The organism is Halobaculum marinum, from assembly GCF_029338555.1.
Lineage (GTDB): Archaea > Halobacteriota > Halobacteria > Halobacteriales > Haloferacaceae > Halobaculum > Halobaculum marinum.
On sequence record NZ_CP119989.1, the window covers coordinates 2,679,179 to 2,696,730 of the forward strand.

Here is a 17,552-nt window from a genome sequence, read left to right on the forward strand (position 1 = left end):
GCGGCGACCGCGTCGCCGTCCGTGCGTCGCGAGCCAGTCGTGTCGGTTGTCTCGGTGGACACGGTCGCGGGTGGTCCCGGCTTCGCCCTTCAAGGCTCGTCCGAGGGTTCTTCACCGAGACGGTGACCATGCGCCCCGTGCACGTCATCGGCAGAGACGGCGACGGTCCCGACACTCCCGAGGGGTGTGGACAGGCGTACCGCGCGCCACTCGGTCGGTTCCGCGCCGGCGACGGGAGCGCCGGTGCGCGGGTCGCTGTCGACCTCGACCGACCGCACGCGGCGCTGATCGTCGGCAAGCGGGGGAGCGGAAAGACCCACACGCTCGCGGTGGTTGCCGAGGGAGTCGCGGCCACGCCGGGAGTCGCACCGGTCGTCATCGACCCGATGGGCGTCCTCGGCGGCCTCGCCGAGTGCGGCGGGAGCGTCCACCGTCGGCCGCGGGTCCGCCCGGACGCGGTCGCGGCGGCCGCGTGGCCCGCGCTGCTCGACCTCGATCCCGCCGGGCCAGTCGGTTCGCTCGTGTGGCGGGCGGTCGCCGAGCGCGACGGAGCGACGCTGGCGGCCGCACGCGACGCCGTCGCGGACGCGGACGCCGAGCGCGCGACGCGCCGGGCCGCCGACGCCCACCTCGCGCTGGCACAGCGATGGGACGTGTTCGATCCGGCGGGGCTGACGCCGGCGGACCTGACGGGCGGGGACGTGACCGTGCTCGACTGCTCGGGATTGTCCCCCACCGCTCTCGACGCCGTCTCCGCGGCGGTCGCCCGGTCGCTGTACGAGGCGCGCGTCGCGGAGGACGTGTCGCGCCTGCCGTGGCTGTTCGTCGACGAGGCCCACGCCGTCTTCGACGGCGTCGCCGGCGGCGCGCTGGAGACGCTCCTCACGCGCGGTCGCGCGCCGGGCGTGTCGCTCGTCTGTGCGACCCAGCGCCCCGCCGCGCTCCCGGCGGTCGCCGTCTCGCAGGCGGACCTCCTGCTCGCCCACCGCCTGCGTGGGCGGGCGGACGTGGAGGCGCTTCGAGACGCCCGACCCAAGCCGCTGGCCGACGACCTCCGGTCGCGACTCCCGACGGGCGTGGGCGAGGCGCTGGTCGTCGACGACGCCACCGAGACGGCGACGACGGTCGCCGTCCGCGAGCGGTGGACGACCGACGGCGGCGCGAGCGCGCGGGCGAGTCGAGTGGACGCGACGGCGGACGGCGACGGACGCGAGACGAGTGAAGGGGTTAACCCCGCGGGTACCCAATCGCGGCCATGGACGTGAGGCGGCCGTGAACGGCGACGACCGTACGATCCGCGAGCGACTGGTCGCGGGCGCGGTGGAGAAGCCGGTGCTCGGCGTGTTCGTCGTGTTGCTGCTGTTGATGGCGACGGGGTTCCTCGTCGGACTCGTGCTCGTCGTCACCTGAGAGGCGACGGCGGTCGCGTCCTACCGATCGTCGAGCGCCGCCCGGAGTCGCGCCTTCTCGCGGTCGTGTTCGAGTTCGCGGGCGATCCAACGCGCGACGAGTTCGATCCCCTCGCGCTCCCACGCAGCGAACCCCTGCCGGCGGGACCGATCCACCACACACAGCGTCCCGAACAGTTCGTCGTCGACGTACACCGGTGTCCCCAGGTAACACTCCAGTCCGAGTCGCTGCCCGATGAGCGGGCGACCGCGGTCGGCCATCCCACCGTCGGCGTTCGACGCGACGGTCCGCCCCTCCTCGACGATGGTCGCGCAGTACGTCTCCTCCAACGGGACCGTCTCCGACAACTCCCGACGCAGGTCCGGGACCCCTCGGCCGGCGACGAAGCGGAACTCGTCGTCGACGATCCGCGCCAGGCCGGCGTAGTCGACCTCGTACGTGTCGCGAACCGCACCCAACACGTCGTCGATCGACCCGTCCAGGCTCTCGGGGGCGTCGGCGATGGCGTCGCTCAACCGACGCAGCGTCGCCGCGCTCTCCCGCGTGCGTTGCCGGTCGTGGAACGCCTCGACGGCGCCGTCGAGGCGGTCGACGAGGACCGCGTACGCCTCGTCGTCACCGATGGGGAGGTGGTCGGTGACGCCCGCGCGAAACAGTCGTCGGGTCGTGTCGGCGTCGAACGCCGTCTCCTCGCCGTAGGTGACGATCGGTAGGTCGGGGTAGCCGCCGCGCACGCGCCGCACGAACTCGTCGGTGTCGTCGGGGAGCGGGTGGCCCACCACCAGCGCGTCGTACGACTCGTGACCGAGCGTGTCGGCCGCCGTGCCCCCGCTGAACTCGGGGTCGACGACGAACCGGCCGTCCGCGTCGAGCCGGTCGGCGACCGCTCCTCGGCGGTCGGTGTCGGCGTCGACGTGGAGCAGCCGGTGGGCAGTCATCTATCTCTGCGAGGACCACCGTAACGTAAGAGGTTGTTGGCCGTCGTCGGTGGCGGCGGCGAAACTGCACACGCGGTCTGTAGCGGCGACGCGACGGCGAAGTAGGTCGCACGACGGCTACACAGCCAACCGGCTGTGGACGTTGAGATTCGAGAAAGCGCCCGGAGCGGGATTTGAACCCGCGTCACGACCGTGACAGGGTCGTATGATGGGCCACTACACCATCCGGGCGTGCATCGCGTCGGTGGGTTTCCACCTCACCTCTGCGCATCTCATCCGAAGCCGGGTAGATAATTAAGACTTCTCATCCGACGGCGCCGTGTCCCGCGATACCGTGCGCCGCAACGTTCATCACGATGGCCACGTACGATGGGAACGTGCAGGCGATGCGGTGACCAGCCGCCGGTACCCACGTCGTTTGACAAGCGTTATGTGGACGGGTCGAATAGACCGCCGTAGTATCTCGTGAAGACTTCTCCCCACCGAACACGGCCGCGCGCGACCACGAACCCCACCAAGCCATGGTAAACGTAAGCGAACACGAACTCGTACCCGATCACACTCTCCTCGACGACGACGACGACGTCGAGGAGGTGCTCGAGGAGTACAACGTCAAACGAACCGATCTCCCCAAGATCAAGCGGATCGACCCGGCGCTTCCGGACGACGCCGAGCCGGGCGACGTGATCCGCATCGAGCGGGACTCGCGAACCACCGATACGGCGGTCGTCTACCGCCTGGTGGTAGAATGAACCGAGAAGCGCGACGCGCCGTCTCGCGGGAGTACTTCTCCCAAGAGCGGCTCGCGGAGCACCACTTCCGCTCGTTCAACAACTTCCTCGACCGCGGCATGCAGCGCGTGGTCGACGAGAAGGAGACGATCGAGACGGACATCGGCGACAAGGAGGGCCAAGAGCCCGTCTACGTCGAACTCGGCGACGTGCGGATGACGACCCCGCGCGTCCGCGAGGCCGACGGCTCCGAGGAACTGCTGTACCCGCAGGAGGCCCGCCTCCGCAACATCACGTACGCCGCGCCGGTCTTCATGGAGATGAAGATCATCCGCGGCGGCGAGGACGAGCCCGAGACCGTCGTCGACCAGACCGAGACGAAGGTCGGCCGGATGCCGATCATGGTCGGCTCCAACAAGTGCAACATCTCCGGCTTCTCCGACCAGGAACTCGTCGAGATCGGCGAGGACCCCGTCGACCCCGGCGGCTACTTCATCGTCAACGGCTCCGAGCGCGTGCTCATGACGAGCGAGGACCTCGCACCGAACAAGATCCTCGCCGAGTACGACTCGAAGTACGGCGACGAGATTCAGGTCGCCAAGACGTTCTCCCAGCGCCGTGGCTACCGCGCGCTCGTCCTCTGTGAGCGCAACCGCGAGGGACTGCTCGAAGTGAGCTTCCCCTCGGTGTCCGGCTCCGTCGACTTCGTCACGCTCGTGCGTGCGCTCGGGCTGGAGTCCGACGAGGAGATCGTCCACCGCGTCTCCGACGACCCGGAGATTGTCAAGTTCATGCTGGAGAACCTGGAGGAGGCCAGCGTGCAGACCGAGGAGGAGGCCATCGAGACCCTCGGCGAGCGCGTCGCCTCCGGCCAGGGGAAGAACTACCAGCTGAAGCGGGCGAACTACGTCATCGACCGCTACCTCCTGCCGCACCTCCACGAGGAGGGCGTCGACGAGGAGGACGTCCGCATCAACAAGGCGTACTACCTCTGCCGGATGGCGGAGGCGTGCTTCGAACTCGCGCTCCAGCGCCGCGAGTCCGACGACAAGGACCACTACGCCAACAAGCGCCTCAAGGTCTCCGGCGACCTGATGACGGACCTGTTCCGGACGGCGCTCAACAAGCTGGCGCGTGACGTGAAGTACCAGCTCGAGCGCGCGAACATGCGCAACCGGCAGCTCACCGTCAACACGGTGGTCCGCTCCGACGTGCTGACCGAGCGCCTCGAGCACCCCATCGCGACGGGGAACTGGGTGGGCGGCCGCTCTGGCGTCTCCCAGCTCGTCGACCGGACGGACTACATGGGCGTCCTGTCGCACCTGCGCCGCCTGCGCTCGCCGCTGAGCCGGTCGCAGCCTCACTTCGAGGCGCGTGACCTGCACGCGACCCAGTGGGGTCGCATCTGCCCCTCGGAGACCCCCGAGGGCCCGAACTGTGGACTGGTGAAGAACTTCGCGCAGGCGATGGAGCTCTCCCAGAACATCGAGGACGAACAGGGACTGAAGCGAGAACTCGCGTCCATGGGTGTCGAGGGCATCCCCGGCATCGAGGGCGTTGACCGCGCATCCGCGGACGACTGATATCATGGCAAGCACACGAGAAGCGAAAGTCTACGTCAACGGGAGCCTGGTCGGGACCCACCCGGACCCGAACCAGCTCGCCGCACAGATCCGCGAGGCGCGCCGCCGCGGCGACGTCTCCGACATGGTGAACGTCTCGGTCAAAGACCGCACGAACGAGGTCATCGTCAACGCCGACGCCGGCCGCGCGCGCCGGCCCCTCATCGTCGTGGAGAACGGGGAGCCGCTCCTCGACGACGAGACGATCGACGCGCTCGAGAACGACGAGATCGAGTTCGAGGACCTCGTCGACCACGGCATCGTCGAGTTCATCGACGCCGAGGAGGAGGAGGACATCTACGTCGCCACCGACGAGGAGGACGTCAACTCCCGCACCACCCACCTGGAGATCGACCCGCAGCTCATCTTCGGGATCGGTGCGGGGATGATCCCGTACCCCGAGCACAACGCCTCGCCCCGCATTACGATGGGCGCGGGGATGATGAAGCAGTCGCTCGGGCTGCCGTCGGCCAACTACCGCATCCGGCCCGACACGCGTCAGCACCTCCTGCACTACCCGCAGCTGTCGATGGTGAAGACGCAGACCACCGAGCAGATCGGGTTCGACGAGCGACCGGCGGCGCAGAACTTCGTCGTCGCGGTCATGTCCTACGAGGGGTTCAACATCGAGGACGCGCTCGTCATGAACAAGGGGAGCGTCGACCGCGCGATGTCGCGCTCGCACTTCTTCCGCACCTACGAGGGCGAGGAGCGCCGCTACCCCGGCGGCCAGGAGGACCGCTTCGAGATTCCGTCGCAGGACGTGCGCGGCGCACGCGGGGAGGACGCGTACACCCACCTCGACGAGGACGGCCTCGTCAACCCCGAGACGAAGGTGGACGAAAACTCCGTCCTGCTCGGGAAGACCAGCCCGCCCCGGTTCCTCGAGGAGCCGGACGACATGGGCGGCCTCTCGCCCCAGAAGCGGCGTGAGACCAGTGTGACGATGCGGTCCGGGGAGTCCGGCGTCGTCGACACGGTCACGCTGATGGAGGGCGAGGACGGCTCCAAGCTGTCGAAGGTGTCCGTGCGCGACCAGCGGATCCCCGAACTCGGGGACAAGTTCGCGTCGCGCCACGGCCAGAAGGGCGTCGTGGGCCACCTGGCCCCGCAGGAGGACATGCCGTTCACCGAGGACGGCCTGGTGCCCGACCTGGTGCTCAACCCGCACGCGCTGCCGTCGCGGATGACGGTGGGCCACGTGCTGGAGATGCTCGGCGGCAAGGTCGGCTCGCTGGAGGGCCGCCGCGTCGACGGGACGGCGTTCCAGGGCGAGAACGAGGACGAACTCCGCTCGTCGCTGGAGGAGCACGGGTACAAGTCCTCCGGGAAGGAGGTCATGTACTCGGGCGTCACCGGCGAGAAGATCGAGGCGGAGATCTTCGTCGGGACCATCTTCTACCACAAGCTGTACCACATGGTGAGCAACAAGCTGCACGCCCGCTCGCGCGGGCCGGTGCAGGTGCTCACCCGCCAGCCGACCGAGGGGCGTGCCCGCGAGGGTGGCCTCCGTGTCGGGGAGATGGAGCGCGAGGTGCTCATCGGGCACGGCGCCGCGATGGCGCTGAAGGAGCGCCTGCTCGACTCCTCGGACAAGGAGAAGGTGTACATCTCCGAGGAGACGGGGATGGTCGCGGTTGAGGACGTGGAGCAGCGTCGGATCTACGACCCGATCACGGGCGACGAGGACGACATCCACGAGATCGAGATCAGCTACGCGTTCAAGCTGCTGCTCGACGAGATGAAGGCGCTCGGCATTCGACCGACCCTCGAACTTGAGGACGCAGTCTAACTATGGCAGGCCAGACACCCAAAGAGATCGGCGGCATCAACTTCGGGCTCATGGACCCGGAGACGTATCGGGACATGTCCGCGACGAAGGTGATCACCGCGGACACCTACGACGACGACGGCTACCCCATCGACATGGGGCTGATGGACCCGCGCCTGGGCGTCATCGACCCCGGGCTGGAGTGCCGCACCTGCGGCAAGCACTCCGGGTCGTGTAACGGCCACTTCGGCCACATCGAGCTGGCGGCGCCCGTCATCCACGTCGGGTTCACGAAGCTCATCCGGCGGCTGCTGCGCTCGACGTGCCGCAACTGCGGTCGACTCGCGCTCACCGCCGAGGAGAAGGAGGAGTACAAAGAGAAGCTCGTCCGCACGAAGGATCTGGGCGGCGACCCGACGGACGTGCTGAAGTCGGCGGTCCGGCAGGCCCGCAAGGCCAACAACTGCCCGCACTGCGGCGAGCCGCAGGCGGACATCAAACACGAGAAGCCGACCACCTACTACGAGGTGCAGGACGTGCTCTCGGGCGACTACTCGGAGCTCATCGCCCGTGCGATGCAGCCCGACGAGCCCGAGGACGACGAGGAGGAGGTCGACGAGAGCGAGGCCGTCTCGCCGATGGACCTGGCCGACGAGACGGGCATCGCCCTCGACAAGATCAACGACATCCTCTCGGGCGAGTTCCGCCCGCGCAAGGAGGACCGCAAGGCGCTGGAGAAGGCGCTCGACATCGACCTCACCGTCGAGGACATGAACAAGCTGATGCCGAGCGACATCCGCGACTGGTTCGAGGACATCCCGGACGAGGACCTCGAACCGCTCGGCATCCACCCGCAGAAGTCCCGCCCCGAGTGGATGATCCTGACCGTGCTGCCGGTGCCGCCGGTCACGACGCGTCCCTCGATCACGCTGGACAACGGTCAGCGCTCCGAGGACGACCTGACCCACAAGCTGGTCGACATCATCCGCATCAACCAGCGGTTCATGGAGAACCGTGAGGCGGGTGCGCCGCAGCTCATCATCGAGGACCTGTGGGAGCTGCTCCAGTACCACGTCACCACCTTCATCGACAACGAGATTTCGGGCACGCCGCCCGCGCGCCACCGCTCCGGTCGCCCACTCAAGACCCTGAGCCAGCGCCTCAAGGGCAAGGAGGGTCGCTTCCGCGGCTCCCTGTCCGGGAAGCGTGTCAACTTCTCCGCGCGTACCGTCATCTCGCCGGACCCGACCCTCTCGCTGAACGAGGTCGGCGTCCCCGAACGCGTCGCCGAGGAGATGACCCAGACGATGAACGTCTCCGAGCGCAACATCGACCGCGCTCGCCAGTACGTCCGCAACGGGCCCGAGGCCCACCCCGGCGCCAACTACGTCAAGCGGCCCGACGGCCGCCGGCTGAAGGTGACCGAGAAGAACTGCGAGGAACTGGCCGAGAAGGTCGAACCCGGCTGGGAGGTCAACCGCCACCTCGTCGACGGCGACATCGTGATCTTCAACCGGCAGCCCTCGCTGCACCGGATGTCGATCATGGCCCACGAGGTCGTGGTCATGCCGTACAAGACGTTCCGGCTCAACACCGTCGTCTGCCCGCCGTACAACGCAGACTTCGACGGCGACGAGATGAACATGCACGCGCTCCAAAACGAGGAGGCCCGCGCGGAGGCGCGCGTCCTCATGCGCGTGCAAGAGCAGATCCTGAGCCCGCGCTTCGGTGAGAACATCATCGGCGCCATCCAGGACCACATCTCGGGCACGTACCTGCTGACTCACGAGAACCCCGAGTTCACGGAGACGCAGGCGCTGGACCTGCTCCGTGCGACGTCGGTCGACGAACTGCCCGAGGCGGACGGCACGAACGAGGCTGGCCAGGAGATCTGGACCGGCCAGACCGTGTTCTCGGAGCTGCTGCCCGACGACCTGAACCTCGAGTTCACGTCGTCGTCTGGTGACACCGTCGTCATCGAGAACGGCCAACTGATCGAGGGCACCATCGACGAGGACGCCGTCGGCGCGTTCGGCGGCGAGGTCGTCGACACGCTCACGAAGGTGTACTCCGAGACGCGCGCTCGCGTGTTCATCAACGAGGTGGCGTCGCTGGCGATGCGCGCCATCATGCACTTCGGGTTCTCGCTCGGTATCGACGACGAGTCCATCCCGCCGGAGGCGACCGAGCAGGTCGACGAGGCGATCGACTCTGCGTACGAGCGCGTCCAGGAACTCATCGAGACGTACGAGGCAGGCGACCTGGAGAGCCTGCCCGGGCGGACCATCGACGAGACGCTGGAGATGAAGATCATGCAGACGCTCGGCAAGGCCCGCGACTCCGCGGGTGAGATCGCCGAAGACCACTTCGCCGACGACAACCCCGCCGTCATCATGGCGCGCTCCGGCGCGCGTGGGTCGATGCTGAACCTGACCCAGATGACCGGCTGCGTCGGCCAGCAGGCAGTGCGCGGCGAGCGCATCAACCGCGGTTACGAGGACCGCACGCTCGCCCACTACGAGGCCGACGACCTCTCCGCGGAGGCCCACGGGTTCGTGGAGAACTCCTACCGCTCCGGCCTGACGCCGGAAGAGTTCTTCTTCCACGCGATGGGTGGCCGCGAGGGGCTGGTCGACACGGCAGTCCGTACCTCGAAGTCCGGGTACCTGCAGCGTCGCCTCATCAACGCCCTGTCCGAACTGGAGGCGCAGTACGACGGCACGGTGCGGGACACCTCCGGCACCATCGTCCAGTTCGAGTTCGGCGAGGACGGCACCTCGCCGGTGAAGGTCTCCTCGAACGAGGAGTCCGCCATCGACATCGAGAGCATCACCGACCGCATCGTCGACGCCGAGTTCGGCTCCGACGCGGAGAAAGAGCGGTTCCTCGGTCGCCGCGAGGCGCCGACGAACCTCTCGGAGTACGCCGGGCCCGGCCTGGACAAGGCCGGCGGCGTGGGGGTGAGCGATGACTGAGAGCGTCGACAAGTTCGTCGACCGCCACGAGGAGGTCACCGAGGACATCGCGCTCGTCGTCGAGGACACGGAGCTCCCGCGGCGGCTCAAAGACGAGATCTACGAGAACGTCGACGCTCGCGGCGGCGTGACGACCGAGCAGGCCAACGAGATCGCACAGGCCGCCGAGTCGCGCTACCTCGACACGCGTGTCGACCCGCTCGACCCCGTCGGGACGGTGTCGGCGCAGTCCATCGGGGAGCCGGGGACGCAGATGACGATGAACACGTTCCACTACGCGGGCGTCGCGGAGATGGACGTGACGCAGGGCCTCCCCCGGCTCATCGAGCTGGTGGACGCCCGCAAGACCCCGGACACGCCGATCATGATCGTCCACCTGGACGAGGAGCACGCCACCGACCGCGAGAAGGCCCACGAGGTCGTCTGGCAGTTGGAGGCGACGAAGATCCTCGCGCTGGGCGACGTGTCCACGAACGTCGCAGACATGCTCGTGAGCGTCGACCTCAACGAGGAGACGCTGCTGGAGCGGTGGCCGACCTACGACGACGCCACCGAGGTCGCCGGCATCGTCGCCGACATCATCGAGGACTCGCTGGGTGTGTCGACGCGCCACGCTGGCACGAACATCGAGTTCGGCCCCGACGAGCCGAGCTACCGCCAGCTGCTCCAGTTGGTCGAACAGCTCCGCGACATCGTGTTCAAGGGGATCGAGGAGGTCACCCGCGTCGTCATCCGCAAGGAGGAGGTCGACTCCGGCGAAGAGGAGTACGTCCTCTACACCGAGGGGTCGGCGTTCTCCGACGCCCTAGAGATCGAGGGCGTCGACGCCTCGCGCACGACGTGTAACAACATCCACGAGATCCACCGCACGCTCGGCATCGAGGCCGCCCGCGAGACCATCATCAACGAGACGATGGAGACGCTGGAAGAGCAGGGGCTCGACGACGTGAACATCCGCCACCTGATGCTCGTCTCGGACATCATGACGAACCGCGGCACCGTCGAGTCGATCGGTCGCCACGGTATCTCCGGGTCGAAGGAGTCCGTCCTCGCACGGGCGGCGTTCGAGGTGACGGTGAACCACCTGCTCGACGCGGCGATCCACGGCGAGGCCGACGACCTCAACGGCGTCATCGAGAACGTCATCGTCGGGAAGCCGGTCGCCATCGGCACCGGCGACGTCGACCTGCGGATGGGCTCGGCGCCCGACCCGAAGTCGGCGGACGACTGACGGTGCGCGTCGAGATCAGCGACGAGGCGCGCCGCTACATGGGGGCGTTCGACGACCTCGTCGGCGTCGCGCCGACGGACTGCCTCGTCGACGAGGACGGCGACCGACTCGTCTTCCTCATTCCGGCGGGGGAGATGGCCGACGCGATCGGTCCGGGTGGCCGGACCGTCGACCGCGTCGAAGACCAACTCGGTGCGGACGTGGAGTTGGTCGAGGACGCCGACACGCCCGAGGCGTTCGTCGCGAACGCGCTCGCGCCGGCGGCGGTGCGCGGCGTGACCGTGAGCAGGCAGAACGACGTCGTCGCGTACGTCGAGGTCGTCGAGGCCGACCGCGGGGTCGCCATCGGCGCCGGCGGTCGCAACATCGAGACGGCGCGGACGCTGGCGAAGCGCCACTTCGACATCGACGACGTGCAGTTGGCGTAGGGGCCGCTGCCCGGTCGCCTCGCCGCCCGCTCTCCTCGCCGCCATCCTCTTGTTCGCCCCCCGAGTCGACGCGAGCGTGATCGACACGCTCGCGCAGACGGGGCTCCCGACGGATCCGGTCCCGGAGGCGCTGTTGGACTCCAGCGGCGAGCTCGTCGACGTGGCGGTGTTCGTCGGCGTCACGCTCACCGTGTACCTGCTGGCCCGGGCGACGGTGTTCCCGCTGGCCGTCAGGGCGGTCAGAGCCCGCAACCGCAACAACCCGACCATCCAGTCGGCGACCGAGACGTACCTCGCGGTGACGCTGGCGGGCCTCGCGCTCGTGGCGGGAATCGTCGCCGCCGGCTACGGGTCGGTGTTCAGCGACTCCGCACTTCTGATCGCCGCGCTCACGTTCGCCGTCGGCACCGCCGGGCGCGACGTGCTCGGCTCGCTCGTCAGCGGCCTGTTCCTCGTCGCCGACCCGGACTTCAACGTCGGCGACTGGATCCGGTGGCCCGGCGGCGAGGGTACCGTCGAGGCGGTCGACTTCCGCGTCACCCGGATCCGGACGGTCGACTTCGAGACGGTCACCGTCCCCAACACGGAGTTGACGGGCAACGCGATCACCCGGCCGTTCGGGCGCGACCGCTTTCGCGTCACTGAGACGGTCCACCTCGCGTACGACGACGACGTCGACCGAGCGCGCGAGCTGTTGGTCGAGGCCGCCGAAGCGGAGCCGCGGACGCTGTCGGACCCCGCGCCCGTCGCCCGCGTCGCAGACCTCGGAGAGGGAACCGTCGCCCTCCGCGCGGAGTTCCTCGTGAACGACCCTGCGGGCGACAACCTCGTGGGGATGCGTTCGCGCTTTCGCGACCGGGTGCTCCACGCGTTCGCGGACGCCGGGATCACACTGGGCCCACCGTCGGGCCGAGAGCTGTCGGGAGACCTCGACGTGACCGTCGACGACCGCGGGGGAGCCAGCCCGCAGGACGACTGATTCGCGCCGCCCACGGTGGCCGACACAGCGACGGACGCAGCGGGCCGAACCGACGCCGTAACGCGCGCTCCGGTCGTCGTTCGATCCGCAAGACGGCCTCAGATCCCGCGAGAGGTACCGCTAATCGCCTCTCGCGTCGTCTCGGCGTGAGCGAAAGGGAACCCTTACGTAGCTCCACAGAAAACGGGAGGACACTATGGCGAACGGCAAATACGCCGCGCGGAAGCTCAAGAAGGACCGCCAGAAGCGACGGTGGTCCGACTCTGAGTACGCGCGCCGCGAACGCGGTCTCTCGGAGAAGTCCGACCCCCTCGAGGGTGCACCCCAGGGCCGCGGCATCGTGCTTGAGAAGGTCGGTATTGAGGCGAAGCAGCCGAACTCGGCGATCCGGAAGTGCGTCCGTGTTCAGCTGATCAAGAACGGCAAGCAGGTCACCGCGTTCTGTCCCGGTGACGGCGCCATCTCGTTCATCGACGAGCACGACGAGGTCACCATCGCCGGTATCGGTGGTGCGAAGGGTCGTGCGATGGGCGACCTCTCTGGTGTCAACTACAAGGTCGAGAAGGTGAACGGTGTCTCGATGATCGAACTCGTCCGCGGGAACGCGGAGAAGCCCGTCCGATAATGAGCGAGTCAGACCCCGACCCCGAGACCGAGGCACCGGAGCCAGACGCCCCCGCCGACTCCGAGGAGGCCGTCGAGAACGCCCTCCTGTTCGGCGTGTGGGACGTCTCTGAGATCGAGTACTCCGACCCGTCCACCCGGAAGTACATGAACGTGACCCCCATCGCCCACACGATGGGTCGTCACGCCTCCAAGCAGTTCCAGAAGTCGGAGCTCTCGCTCGTCGAGCGGCTCATCAACCGGCTGATGCAGACCGAGGAGAACACGGGCAAGAAGCAGCAGGCCCAGCGCATCGTGCGCGACGCCTTCGACATCGTCCACGAGCGCACCGAGGACAACCCGGTGCAGGTGCTCGTCGAGGCCGTCGAGAACGCCGCGCCCCGCGAGGAGACCGTCCGCCTGAAGTACGGTGGCATCTCCGTCCCGAAGGCCGTCGACGTCGCGCCCCAGCGCCGCGTCGACCAGTCCCTGAAGTTCATCGCCGCGGGCGTGCAGGGCTCCTCGTACAAGACGACGACCAGCGCCGCCGAGGCACTCGCCGACCAGCTCATCGGCGCCGCGCGCTACGACGTGCAGACGTACTCGATCTCCCAGAAGGAGGAGACCGAGCGCGTCGCCGCCGCCGCCCGCTGACGCCGGACCGACCGGCGACTGCGGATCGTTCTCTCCGTTTTCACTGTCGACAGCGAGAGCGCAGCGCACCGCCGACGGGTGACTGAACCGGAGGGCCGCCCCGAGCGACCGCGTGAGACGAGTGCGGTGGGCGGCTGGTCAGCCGCGCTCCATCTCGAACTCGTCGTGGGCCTCGATGGCCTGGATCAGCGGGAAGATACTCTCGAACGCCGGTCCGGTCGAGACGACACCCTCCTCGCGGTTCCAGTCGACGACCTGCGCCTCGGCGAGTTTCGGGAGGTGGACGTGGCTGAGGCGGAGGTGGAGGGAGTCGGGATCTTCGTCTGGGCGGGCGATGTCGTCGGGCACCGAGACGGACACAGGCGGCGGGAACCGGCTCGACAGTTCGAGGAGGAGGCGCCGCCGGATCCCGTCGGAGAGCAGTTCGAACCACCTGTCGTACGTCTCCGGGGACGGGTCTGTGGGGGACATGAATGCAGAATAACACTATTCCTACTTTGAGGTTTCGGCGCCGTCGCGGGCGTGACCCGCTCAGTCGCCGTCTTGGCCGTACCCCTCGAACTGTTCGATGGCCGTGTCGAGTTCGGCCTCCGGGAGGTGCGTTGGCTCGCCGACGGCCGACGACTGGAGGTACAGCCGCGAGAGGTCTTCGACGTGGGTCGTGTGCTCCAGCGCCGTCTCCACGTCGTCGGCGGTGACGACGAGGCCGTGGTTCTCGATGAACGACGCGGTCGCCTCGGCCTCCTCCATCGCCGCGACGACGTTCGCCGCGAGTTCCTCGGTGCCGTACGGGGCGTACTCGGCGACGGGCACGCGCTTGCCGACGCTGACGATCATGTAGTGGATCGGCGGGAGTTCCTGGTGGAGGACGGCCATCGTCGTCGCCCACGGCGAGTGGGTGTGGACGATGGCCTCCGACCCGTAGCCGCGGTAGATGTGGCGGTGCATCGGCACCTCGCTGGAGGGCTTCATCCGCCCGTCGAGGCGCTCCCCGTCGAGGCTCACCACCGGCACGTCCTCGACCGTGAACGCGTCGTAGGCGACGCCCGTCGGCGTGACGGCGAAGCGGTCGCCGTCGCGGACGCTGAGGTTGCCCGTCCGGCCGGGCGTCAGCCGTGCGAGCGCCGGAGCGTGCTCGACGACTGCCTCGCGCGCGTCGCGGAGGAGCAGGTCGTCGTCGCCGCGCTCGCGGGTCGCTCCGCTCCCCGCTCGATCCGAGGGCTCGCTTCGCTCGCCCTCGCGGTCGCTCACAGCGCCACCTCCGTCACCGCCGCCAGCGAGTCGAGGTGGTGGTCCGGGCGCCGGAGGTCGACACCGTCTGTGCTCGTTGCGCCGCCCGCGTCTTCACCCGCCGTCGCGTCCGCGGGTCCGTTGAACAGCGCGGTCTCCATACCGAGGGCGTTGCCCCCCTCGATGTCCTTGTGGGGGGAGTTGCCGACGACGAGCGCCTCCGACGGCGCGCGGTCTAAGCGGGCGAGCGCAGTCGTGAACACGGGTGCGGCGGGCTTCTCGCGACCGACCTCCTCGCTGGTGACGAGCGCGTCGAGGTGGCGGTCGACGCCGAGGCGGGCGAGCTTCCGGAGTTGGACCCGGGTCGTGAGGTTCGTCACGACCGCCACGTCGACGTTCGCCTCTCGGAGCGTCGCGAGCGTGTCGAGCGCGTCGTGGAACGGCGTCATCTCGTCGAGGTACGCGTCCCAGTATGCGTCGCCCAGGTCGCGGGCGAGGCCAGCGTCGAACGGGCCGGGGAGGGCCGCGACGACGCTGGTGTAGTAGATGTGCCGGTTGTGACTGCTGGCGGTCTCAGGGACCTCGCGCTTCGTCGCGGCGCGAGCGCGGGCGCGCCGCCGTTCGAAGGCGTCGGCGTCGAGGTCGCCGCCGCGGTCGCGGTACGTCTCGAAGGCGGCGCGTCTGCCGGCCTCGTTGCACGGGTCGTAGGGGTAGAGCGTGTCGTCCAGATCGAACAACACGGCGTCGACTGTCATGCCCCGACCGTCACGAGGGCGGGACAAATCGGTTCCGGCGCGGGCGGCCGATTCCACCGGCGTTCCGGCGGAGGGTCACCGGCGCGACTCTCCGCCGAGCCTCAGTTTTGATACGCTGGCCCAGAGGCTTATCACCCTGAGTGGGACGGTTCCGAACGTGTACCACGCGCTCGGCCCCCTAGTCGGTCTCGTCGCCGCGGTGCTGGCGAGTGCGGCGCTCGGCGTCCCGTTCCTGCTGACTCGGACGGGTCGTCGCGCGGTCGATGGCCTGGCAGGGTCCGACGGGCGCGACCTGCTCGTCCCCGCAGGCGTGTACCTCGGGTTGGCGGTGGCGTACAGCGCGCTGGTCGTCCTCGCGGGCGAGAGCGCCGTCGGCACCGGCGCGTTCGGACTCACCCTCACGCTCCTCCTCCCGTTCGCATTCGGCGTCGCCGCGGCGACGGCGTGGCTCCCCTCGGTCGGCATCGAGTGGCGGCCGCCGGGTGACGCGCGCGTCGAGGCGACGGTGACGTTCGCGGGCTTCCTCGCGACGCTCACCGCGTCGGCGGCGGGCGGGTGGCTGCTCGTCGGGTGAGCCACCCGCGGTGCGTCGCCGCCGCGACGACCGAGTGCGAGCGTTCAAGTACGAAGACGGGACCAGCAGCGCCCACGGGCGATGGGTCGCGCCCGTCAGGCTCGCGAGCCACCTACCGAGGTCGGTCGACGGCGGCTCAGGCCGGGCGCCGCCCGAACCGACCGATAGCGAGGTACCGGCCCCCGAACAGGAGGAGGACGCTCGTCGCGCTCACGAGCAGCAGCGGTGCGTAGTCACCCCCCGCGAACGGGAGGAACACCGCCAGCGAGAGGGCGCCCCCGACGACGCCGACGACGGTGACGGCAGCGCCAGCGGCGACCGACCGGCCAGCGGTCGCACCGCGCGAGCGGGCCCACGACGCCCCGATGGCGGCCACGACCGCGAGCGCCGCGAGGAACCCGGCGAACGCCGGGTCGAACCCAACCCAGGCGACGAGCGACGGGAACAGCGACTCCAGCCGGTCGAACGCCACGATCAGGAGGTAGCCGGGAACGCCGAACGGCGGGAGCGGCACGGCGTACAGCAGCGCGTACAGCCCGGTGACGACGAACGCGGCGACCGAGCCGTCGAACAGCAGCGTCCGGGGCGCGAACGGCGTGCGGCCCGGACCGGTCGCGTCCGGACGGTCGGCGGCCGGCGGCTCCGCGGAGGGGTCGGAACGCATACCTAGAAGTTCTCGGTCGCGAGCCAAGTACTTACCGTGGGGCTCTGGCGCATGGTGCGCCGAACGTGTTCGCGTCCGACCGGTCGCCCACCGGTCGACCGCGGCCCTCAGTCGGCGGCCGCCGGTCCGCTCGCCGACGAGTCGACGGCGTACAGGCGCGCGGCGTCGACGAGCGACTTCCGGTAGGCCGACTCGGAGGGGTCGCGTGCGAGCGAGCGGAACAGTCGTGTGAACGCCGGCACGTCGACGCCGGGCGCGTCGTCGGCGGCCGCGTGCGCGAGGTCGTACAGCCGGTGCCCGTCGTCGACGAGGTCGTGGCGCTCGCACATCGCGAGCGCGAACGCGGCGTTGACCGCGGTGATGTCGGGGTCCGAACCGGGCGTCATGCGGCGGGAGTCTGGGTGCGGGTGGTCGCGGGGGCGGTCGGCGACGGCGGCGGCCAACTGCGACTCGAAGAACGTCACCAACTTCTCACCCGGGCCGACGGCGAGGGTGATGTCGTCGGCGTACACGTCCTTCATGTGGTTCGCGATCTGGTAGCAGTGGAGCACCTTGCGGCGCTCGACAGACGCCCCTGACAGCGCGAGGAACAGCGCTTCGTCGGTCGACTGGTGGTGAGAGGGGTGTGGCTCCTCGTAGCGAGCCATGTGCGACAGTTCGTGGAGGGCGAGTTCGCGGGCCATCGCCGACGTGGCCGCCTTCCGGGAGATGTTGAGCACGTGTCGGTCGTCGTAGTGGCCGGCCCACGTGCGCTCCTCGGGGTTCTCTCGGACCCGGACCTCCACGGGGAGGTCGAGGTCGTGTTCGGTCTCGAACAGGGCCGCCGCCCCCAGGAAGGGGTCGGGCGGGACGGCGCCCCGGATTCGTACGTCCATGCGTACTGTTGACACGGTGCGGATCGCTTTGACTCTTGTGCCGGTTCGCTGTCGATCGATCCGATCCACGAGACGGCGTACCACGGATTCTGCCTCCCGGATTCGGCGGTTT

18 protein-coding genes and 1 tRNA gene are annotated in these 17,552 nt (G+C 69.0%); 12 read left to right on the top strand and 7 right to left on the bottom strand.

Annotated elements, in window-relative coordinates:
- Positions 1 to 137: 137 nt before the first annotated feature.
- A complete protein-coding gene (locus P0R32_RS13970) occupies positions 138 to 1,265 on the top strand; it encodes an ATP-binding protein (protein WP_276237640.1) in 1,128 nt (375 codons plus the stop codon).
- A gap of 7 nt (positions 1,266 to 1,272) precedes the next feature.
- Positions 1,273 to 1,410, top strand: a complete 138-nt coding sequence (locus P0R32_RS13975) for a hypothetical protein (protein ID WP_276237641.1) — start codon at positions 1,273 to 1,275, stop codon at positions 1,408 to 1,410.
- 20 nt (positions 1,411 to 1,430) lie between these two features.
- On the opposite strand, the gene P0R32_RS13980 is transcribed toward P0R32_RS13975, so the two are convergent.
- Both P0R32_RS13980 and P0R32_RS13985 read right to left on the bottom strand, forming a co-directional pair.
- The gene (locus P0R32_RS13980; RefSeq protein ID WP_276237642.1) at positions 1,431 to 2,348 is read right to left on the bottom strand and encodes a GAF domain-containing protein; all 918 of its coding nucleotides are present in this window, start codon (positions 2,346 to 2,348) and stop codon (positions 1,431 to 1,433) included.
- 158 nt (positions 2,349 to 2,506) lie between these two features.
- A tRNA-Asp gene (locus P0R32_RS13985) sits at positions 2,507 to 2,579 on the bottom strand.
- Positions 2,580 to 2,869: 290 nt separating this feature from the next.
- Here P0R32_RS13985 and P0R32_RS13990 point away from each other — a divergent pair.
- The 9 genes from P0R32_RS13990 to P0R32_RS14030 all read left to right on the top strand — a co-directional run bounded on the left by P0R32_RS13990 (position 2,870) and on the right by P0R32_RS14030 (position 13,342).
- Positions 2,870 to 3,100 (top strand): DNA-directed RNA polymerase subunit H, encoded by a 231-nt coding sequence (locus P0R32_RS13990; protein ID WP_276237643.1) that lies wholly within the window; start codon positions 2,870 to 2,872, stop codon positions 3,098 to 3,100.
- Positions 3,097 to 4,662: a DNA-directed RNA polymerase subunit B'' gene (locus P0R32_RS13995; RefSeq protein ID WP_276237644.1), complete on the top strand. Its 1,566-nt coding sequence runs from the start codon at positions 3,097 to 3,099 to the stop codon at positions 4,660 to 4,662. Before P0R32_RS13990 ends, P0R32_RS13995 begins: the two co-directional genes overlap by 4 nt.
- A gap of 4 nt (positions 4,663 to 4,666) precedes the next feature.
- The gene (rpoB, locus tag P0R32_RS14000) at positions 4,667 to 6,493 is read left to right on the top strand and encodes a DNA-directed RNA polymerase subunit B (RefSeq protein ID WP_390219199.1); all 1,827 of its coding nucleotides are present in this window, start codon (positions 4,667 to 4,669) and stop codon (positions 6,491 to 6,493) included.
- 2 nt (positions 6,494 to 6,495) lie between these two features.
- A complete protein-coding gene (locus P0R32_RS14005; RefSeq protein WP_276237645.1) occupies positions 6,496 to 9,447 on the top strand; it encodes a DNA-directed RNA polymerase subunit A' in 2,952 nt (983 codons plus the stop codon).
- Entirely contained in the window at positions 9,440 to 10,678 is a 1,239-nt protein-coding gene (gene rpoA2, locus P0R32_RS14010; RefSeq protein WP_276237646.1) for a DNA-directed RNA polymerase subunit A'', read from the top strand. Before P0R32_RS14005 ends, rpoA2 begins: the two co-directional genes overlap by 8 nt.
- Before the next feature lie 2 nt (positions 10,679 to 10,680).
- On the top strand, positions 10,681 to 11,106 hold the full coding sequence (locus tag P0R32_RS14015) for a NusA-like transcription termination signal-binding factor (protein WP_276237647.1): 426 nt from the start codon (positions 10,681 to 10,683) through the stop codon (positions 11,104 to 11,106).
- A 76-nt stretch (positions 11,107 to 11,182) separates the two neighbouring features.
- Positions 11,183 to 12,085, top strand: coding sequence for a mechanosensitive ion channel family protein (locus P0R32_RS14020; RefSeq protein WP_276237648.1), 903 nt, complete (start codon positions 11,183 to 11,185; stop codon positions 12,083 to 12,085).
- Positions 12,086 to 12,281: 196 nt separating this feature from the next.
- The gene (locus P0R32_RS14025) at positions 12,282 to 12,710 is read left to right on the top strand and encodes a 30S ribosomal protein S12 (RefSeq protein WP_073306653.1); all 429 of its coding nucleotides are present in this window, start codon (positions 12,282 to 12,284) and stop codon (positions 12,708 to 12,710) included.
- Positions 12,710 to 13,342, top strand: a complete 633-nt coding sequence (locus tag P0R32_RS14030; RefSeq protein WP_276237650.1) for a 30S ribosomal protein S7 — start codon at positions 12,710 to 12,712, stop codon at positions 13,340 to 13,342. Before P0R32_RS14025 ends, P0R32_RS14030 begins: the two co-directional genes overlap by 1 nt.
- A gap of 138 nt (positions 13,343 to 13,480) precedes the next feature.
- Here the strand turns inward: P0R32_RS14030 and P0R32_RS14035 are convergent, their stop codons facing one another.
- The 3 genes from P0R32_RS14035 to P0R32_RS14045 all read right to left on the bottom strand — a co-directional run bounded on the left by P0R32_RS14035 (position 13,481) and on the right by P0R32_RS14045 (position 15,327).
- Positions 13,481 to 13,813, bottom strand: coding sequence for a DUF7344 domain-containing protein (locus P0R32_RS14035; RefSeq protein ID WP_276237652.1), 333 nt, complete (start codon positions 13,811 to 13,813; stop codon positions 13,481 to 13,483).
- Positions 13,814 to 13,873: 60 nt separating this feature from the next.
- A complete protein-coding gene (locus P0R32_RS14040; protein ID WP_276239412.1) occupies positions 13,874 to 14,512 on the bottom strand; it encodes a ribulose-1-phosphate aldolase in 639 nt (212 codons plus the stop codon).
- 77 nt (positions 14,513 to 14,589) lie between these two features.
- Complete coding sequence (locus tag P0R32_RS14045) at positions 14,590 to 15,327, bottom strand: ribulose-1,5-bisphosphate 5-phosphatase (RefSeq protein WP_276237653.1); 738 nt, start codon at positions 15,325 to 15,327, stop codon at positions 14,590 to 14,592.
- 157 nt (positions 15,328 to 15,484) lie between these two features.
- Between P0R32_RS14045 and P0R32_RS14050 the strand changes: the two genes are divergently transcribed.
- Positions 15,485 to 15,901 carry a hypothetical protein gene (locus P0R32_RS14050; protein WP_276237654.1) on the top strand — a complete coding sequence of 139 codons (417 nt, stop codon included), beginning with the start codon at positions 15,485 to 15,487 and terminating at the stop codon, positions 15,899 to 15,901.
- A 136-nt stretch (positions 15,902 to 16,037) separates the two neighbouring features.
- Here P0R32_RS14050 and P0R32_RS14055 read toward each other — a convergent pair whose 3' ends face one another.
- Together P0R32_RS14055 and P0R32_RS14060 are read right to left on the bottom strand one after the other, a co-directional pair.
- A complete protein-coding gene (locus P0R32_RS14055) occupies positions 16,038 to 16,565 on the bottom strand; it encodes a hypothetical protein (protein ID WP_276237655.1) in 528 nt (175 codons plus the stop codon).
- Between the two features lie 107 nt (positions 16,566 to 16,672).
- Positions 16,673 to 17,440, bottom strand: coding sequence for a DUF5781 family protein (locus P0R32_RS14060; protein ID WP_276237656.1), 768 nt, complete (start codon positions 17,438 to 17,440; stop codon positions 16,673 to 16,675).
- Positions 17,441 to 17,552 lie beyond the last annotated feature (112 nt).

Excerpts from the sequence above, each read along its gene's own strand:
- P0R32_RS13990 (WP_276237643.1), top strand. The coding sequence starts at position 2,870 with ATGGTAAACGTAAGCGAACACGAACTCGTACCCGATCACACTCTCCTC.
- P0R32_RS14025 (WP_073306653.1), top strand. The coding sequence starts at position 12,282 with ATGGCGAACGGCAAATACGCCGCGCGGAAGCTCAAGAAGGACCGCCAG.
- P0R32_RS13995 (WP_276237644.1), top strand. The coding sequence starts at position 3,097 with ATGAACCGAGAAGCGCGACGCGCCGTCTCGCGGGAGTACTTCTCCCAA.
- P0R32_RS14005 (WP_276237645.1), top strand. The coding sequence starts at position 6,496 with ATGGCAGGCCAGACACCCAAAGAGATCGGCGGCATCAACTTCGGGCTC.
- P0R32_RS13980 (WP_276237642.1), bottom strand. The coding sequence starts at position 2,348 with ATGACTGCCCACCGGCTGCTCCACGTCGACGCCGACACCGACCGCCGA.
- rpoA2 (WP_276237646.1), top strand. The coding sequence starts at position 9,440 with ATGACTGAGAGCGTCGACAAGTTCGTCGACCGCCACGAGGAGGTCACC.
- P0R32_RS14030 (WP_276237650.1), top strand. The coding sequence starts at position 12,710 with ATGAGCGAGTCAGACCCCGACCCCGAGACCGAGGCACCGGAGCCAGAC.
- P0R32_RS14060 (WP_276237656.1), bottom strand. The coding sequence starts at position 17,440 with ATGGACGTACGAATCCGGGGCGCCGTCCCGCCCGACCCCTTCCTGGGG.
- P0R32_RS14055 (WP_276237655.1), bottom strand. The coding sequence starts at position 16,565 with ATGCGTTCCGACCCCTCCGCGGAGCCGCCGGCCGCCGACCGTCCGGAC.
- P0R32_RS14035 (WP_276237652.1), bottom strand. The coding sequence starts at position 13,813 with ATGTCCCCCACAGACCCGTCCCCGGAGACGTACGACAGGTGGTTCGAA.
- rpoB (WP_390219199.1), top strand. The coding sequence starts at position 4,667 with ATGGCAAGCACACGAGAAGCGAAAGTCTACGTCAACGGGAGCCTGGTC.
- P0R32_RS14045 (WP_276237653.1), bottom strand. The coding sequence starts at position 15,327 with ATGACAGTCGACGCCGTGTTGTTCGATCTGGACGACACGCTCTACCCC.